We start from the raw sequence: 4405 nt of genomic DNA, 5'->3' as shown, positions 1-4405 counted from the left end.
CCCAAATATACTTGGAATTATTACTTAGTATTTCCATTGAATTTGCGGGAGTCCCGACACGCACCGGCGCGTCGGGGTCCGGACACGCCGGGGACGCACAGTTTCAATTGAAACTGCGGACTCCAGGCACGGCGGATCACAGTTTCAATTGAAACTGCGGGCCCGGGCCGGACGTGCGGAGCACGAGGCACGGGTGACGAGCAACAGGATTGCTGTTGTTCAGCTGGAGGAGAAATCACTCTCCTGATTCTCCGCGAACACCCCTCCGACGAACTACGGTGAGCCTGCGGCGAAGGTGGCGTGCAGCACATCGAGGCGTCACCTCCGACGGCACAGAGACGTTCGAGCAGGAAGAGGTGCATTCGGTGCAGTCGACGTTGAGCTCCGTGATCGGTCCGGACACCCCGGCACGGGTCGACGGCGGGGGCGAGTACCTCTCGCGGAACCCGGCGAACCTGGAGGACGTGGTCGCCGAGGTCACGCTCGGTGGTCCCGAGGTGCTGCCCGCGGCGACCGAGCAGGCTCAGCGCGCGCAGCGCGAGTGGGCGCAGGTCCCGGCACCGGTGCGCGGGCGCGTGATCGCCGGTCTGGGCCGGCTGGTGGAGGCCAACAAGGAGTCGCTGGCGCGGCTGGTGACCCGCGAGATCGGCAAGCCGCGCGCCGAGGCGCTGGGCGAGGTCCAGGAGATCATCGACACCTGCGACTTCTTCGTGGGCGAGGGCCGGCGCCTCTACGGCCAGACCGTGCCCTCGGAGATGCCGGACAAGCAGCTGTTCACCTTCCGGGTCCCGGTGGGCGTGGCGGTCGTGATCACCGCGGGCAACTTCCCCGCCGCGGTCCCGTCCTGGTACCTCGTACCCGCGCTGCTGTGCGGCAACGCAGTGGTGTGGAAGCCCGCCGAGTACGCCGCCGGGGTCGCCCGCGCGCTGGCCGAGCTGGCCTGGCGGGCGGGAGTGCCCAAGGGCGTGCTGAACCTGGTCTACGCCGACGGCGAATCGACCTTCCAAGGCTTGGAGACCGCGCTGGCGGCGGGCACCGTGAACAAGGTCGGGTTCACCGGTTCCAGCGCGGTCGGCTCGCAGGTCGGCGCGCTGTGCGGCAAGTACCTGCAGAGCCCGTGCCTGGAGCTGGGCGGCAAGAACCCGATGATCGTCACCCCGGACGCCGAGCTGGACCTGGCCGTGGAGGGCGCGCTGTTCTCCGGCTGGGGCACCGCCGGGCAGCGCTGCACCTCGCTGGGCAACCTGATCGTGCACCGGGACATCCACGACGAGTTCGTGCGCCGGCTCGACGCGGCGCTGCGCGCGGCCACCATCGGCGACCCGACCGGTGACGTGCTCTACGGGCCGCTGCTGGACCAGAAGTTCGCCGACAACTTCGAGAACATCCTGGGCCAGATCCAGGACCACCACACCGTGCTCGGTTCCGAATCGGTCGGCCGGATCACCGAATCCGCGCCGCGCAAGGGTTTCCACGGCGACCCGGCGACCGGCCTGTACTACCACCCGGTGCTGCTGGACGGGCTGCGCCCGGACGACCACGTGTTCCGCAACGAGACCTTCGGGCCGATCGTCGGGGTGAGCACCTACGAGACGCTGGACGAGGCGATCGAGCTGGGCAACGCGCCGGGCTACGGGCTGTCCGCAGCGATCTACACCACCGACCCGGCCAGCGCGTTCCGCTTCCGGCAGGGCATCGGCGCGGGCATGGTCAGCGTGAACAACTCCACCTCGGGTGCCGAGGCGCACCTGCCCTTCGGCGGCAACGGCAAGTCCGGCAACGGCAGCCGCCAGTCCGGGGTGTGGGTGCTCGACCAGTTCACCCGCTGGCAGTCGTTGAACTGGGACTTCTCCGGCAAGCTGCAGAAGGCCCAGATGGACGTCGACACCGTGGAACCGGAGCTGGACTACCAGCTGCCCCCCGAACTCGGCGGTGCGCGGTGACGCTGCCCGCGCGGGCGGAGGTCGTCGTGATCGGCGGCGGGGTGGTGGGCGCGAGCACCGCCTTCCACCTCGCCGAGGCCGGCGTGGACGTGCTGCTGCTGGAGCGCGACGAACTCGGTTCGGGCAGCACCTGCAAGGCCGCCGGCGGCGTTCGGGCGCAGTTCTCCGACCCGGTCAACATCGAGCTGGGCCAGCGCAGCCTGCGCGCGTTCGAGGACTTCGCGCGCAGGCCCGGTGGGGAGATCGACCTCAAGCAGCACGGCTACCTGTTCCTGCTGTCGGACCCCGAGGACGTCGCGGCGTTCGAGGACGGCGTCCGGCTGCAGAACGAGTTCGGGGTGCCGAGCCGGATGCTGAGCGTCGCCGAGGCCTGCGAGCTCTCCCCGTACGCGGTGCCCGACGGGCTGCTGGCCGCCGCCTTCTCCCCCACCGACGGGCACTGCACGCCGGAGGCCGTGGTGCAGGGCTACGCGCAGGCCGCCCGGCAGCACGGCGCGGTGATCCGGCGGCACTGCGCCGTCACCGGGATCGACGTGACCGGCGGTCAGATCACCGCCGTGCACACCGATCACGGGTCGGTGGCGACCTCGACCGTGGTGTGCGCGGCGGGTGCGTGGTCGGCGGCGATCGGCGAGTTCGTCGGCGTCGAGCTGCCGGTCCGCCCGCTGCGGCGGCAGATCCTGGTCACCGAGCCGGTCGCGGACCTGCCGCCCCGGCTGCCGTTCACCATCGACTTCGCCACCAGCTTCTACTTCCACGACGAAGGCCCCGGGCTGCTCATCGGGATGTCCGACCCCGACGAGGAGTACGGGTTCAACCTGAGCACCGACGACCGCTGGCTCGGGCGGCTCTCCGACGCGGTGGCCCGGCGGGCGCCCCGATTAGCGGAGGTCGGCGTGGCGCACGGGTGGGCCGGGCTCTACGAGGTCACGCCCGACCACAACGCGCTGGTCGGTGAGGCCGACGGGCCAGGCCGGTTCCTGTACGCCACCGGTTTCTCCGGGCACGGATTCCTGCAGGGCCCCGCCATCGGCGAGGTGCTGCGCGATCTCGTGCTCGACCGTCCCCCGGTGGTCGACGTCTCGGCGCTGGACGTGCGCCGCTTCGCCGCCGCCGAGATCCGCCCCGAGCACAACTGCGTGTGACCGGCGGTCACCCGGTAACGCGATTTCAATGGAATTCGGACCTCTGATTTCCATTGAAATCGCGTGCCGGGAGGTGACCAGCACCGCAGAGCAAGACAAATTCCGCATTCTCTACGAGGAGCGCTAACCGTGCGTGATCTGTTGCAGGAGATCGACGAGTGGGGTCCGGAGAAGGTCGTGTGCGTCTCGGACGCGCGCACCGGGATGCGGGGCGTGCTGGTCATCGACAACACCGCCCGCGGCACCGGCAAGGGCGGCACCCGCATGAGCCCGACCGTCACCGTCGGCGAGATCGCCCGGCTGGCGCGGGTGATGACGTGGAAGTGGGCTGCGGTCGACCTGTTCCACGGCGGGGCCAAGGCGGGCATCTTCGCCGACCCCGACTCCCCCGACAAGGAGCGGATCGTGCGCGCCTTCGCGCGGCGGCTGGCCGACCAGATCCCGGCGAGCTACGTCGCCGGACTGGACATGGGCATGACCGAGCACGACGCGGCGATCATCCAGGACGAGCTCGGCGACCGCGGCGCAGCGGTCGGCGTGCCGGAAACGCTGGGCGGGGTGCCCTACGACCAGCTCGGCGTGACCGGTCACGGGGTCGCCGAAGCCGTCGAAGCCGCGCTGCGGCACCAGGGGCGCGACATCAAGGGCGCTCGAGTCGCAGTGCAGGGCTTCGGCGCGGTCGGTGCCGCTGCCGCCAAGCGGCTGCACGAGCTCGGCGCGCAGCTGGTCGCGCTGTCCACGATCGACGGTTCGGTGCACGACCCGGACGGCTTGGACGTGCCGAAGTGGCTGGACGCGCGCGCCGACTTCGGCGACGCCTGCGTGGCCAAAGCCGCTGACTCGCAACGCATCCCGCGCGGCGAGGAGCTGCTGGTGGACTGCGACGTGCTGGTTCCCGCGGCCGGGCAGGACGTCATCGACGAAGGCGTGGCGGCGAAGATCCGGGCCGATCTGGTCGTGGAGGGCGCGAACCTGCCGACCACGCCCGAGGCGCGAATGCTGTTGGCCGGGCGCGAGATCACGGTGGTGCCGGACTTCATCGCCAACGCCGGTGGCGCCATCGCGGCCGGTTTCGCCATGGATGCGCGGCACTCCGCGTTCCGCCCCGAACCGACCGCCATCCTGGCCGAGGTCGCCGAACGCACCCGCAACAACACCGTGCTCGTCCTCGACACCGCGAACCGCAGCGGAATGCTCCCGCACGAAGCGGCTCTCGACCTGGCCAAGCAACGGGTGCGCACCGCGATGGAGCTGCGCGGACGACTCCCGCAGCCCGCCTAGTCCGCAGGTCGAGGCTCGTGAGCACTTTGCGGTGCT

Annotated in this window: 3 protein-coding genes; all 3 read left to right on the top strand. The window is 70.4% G+C overall.

Features of this window, described 5'->3' with window-relative positions; translation table 11 throughout:
- The first annotated feature begins 365 nt into the window (after positions 1-365).
- The 3 genes from ABTZ89_RS36225 (at position 366) to ABTZ89_RS36215 (ending at position 4369) form a co-directional block, all read left to right on the top strand.
- Entirely contained in the window at positions 366-1943 is a 1578-nt protein-coding gene (locus tag ABTZ89_RS36225; protein ID WP_351053490.1) for an aldehyde dehydrogenase family protein, read from the top strand.
- Complete coding sequence (locus ABTZ89_RS36220) at positions 1940-3088, top strand: NAD(P)/FAD-dependent oxidoreductase (protein WP_351053487.1); 1149 nt, start codon at positions 1940-1942, stop codon at positions 3086-3088. The genes ABTZ89_RS36225 and ABTZ89_RS36220 overlap by 4 nt, the downstream gene beginning before the upstream one ends.
- Positions 3089-3217: 129 nt before the next feature.
- Complete coding sequence (locus ABTZ89_RS36215) at positions 3218-4369, top strand: Glu/Leu/Phe/Val family dehydrogenase (protein ID WP_270949642.1); 1152 nt, start codon at positions 3218-3220, stop codon at positions 4367-4369.
- Positions 4370-4405 lie beyond the last annotated feature (36 nt).

This window comes from Saccharopolyspora sp. NPDC002686, from assembly GCF_040295745.1.
Classification (GTDB): Bacteria; Actinomycetota; Actinomycetes; order Mycobacteriales; family Pseudonocardiaceae; genus Saccharopolyspora; species Saccharopolyspora oryzae.
Note: the sequence above shows the minus strand (reverse complement) of the source record. Positions and strands in the feature narration are given on the sequence as shown.